At 66.2% G+C, this 228-nt stretch carries 1 protein-coding gene; it reads left to right on the forward strand.

Annotated elements, in window-relative coordinates:
• Positions 1-228: hypothetical protein (locus SCA31_RS25910; protein ID WP_410699801.1), on the forward strand; the 228-nt coding region annotated here is incomplete at both ends.

The raw sequence follows: 228 nt of genomic DNA on the forward strand, positions 1-228 counted from the left end.
GCTGTGGGCCGCGACGCTGGCCACGCCGGTGCAGGCCGCCAGCGCGGCGGTGATGATGTCCGTCGAGTCGCTGACCATCGCTCAGCGGGGGCATTGGTATATGCGCCCTCTGGCAGTGGCAGATGCCGTGCGTGATTCAGGTCTGATGGCGCCTGACAGGACGCGCGTCACCGCGATTCATTGGCGCTATTCGCTCACGAGTGCACCGGGGGAATGGCAGGTCATGCT

Origin of the sequence: Chryseobacterium sp. SIMBA_028 (genome assembly GCF_046535285.1) — a bacterium.
In the GTDB taxonomy this organism is placed as follows: Bacteria; Bacteroidota; Bacteroidia; order Flavobacteriales; family Weeksellaceae; genus Chryseobacterium.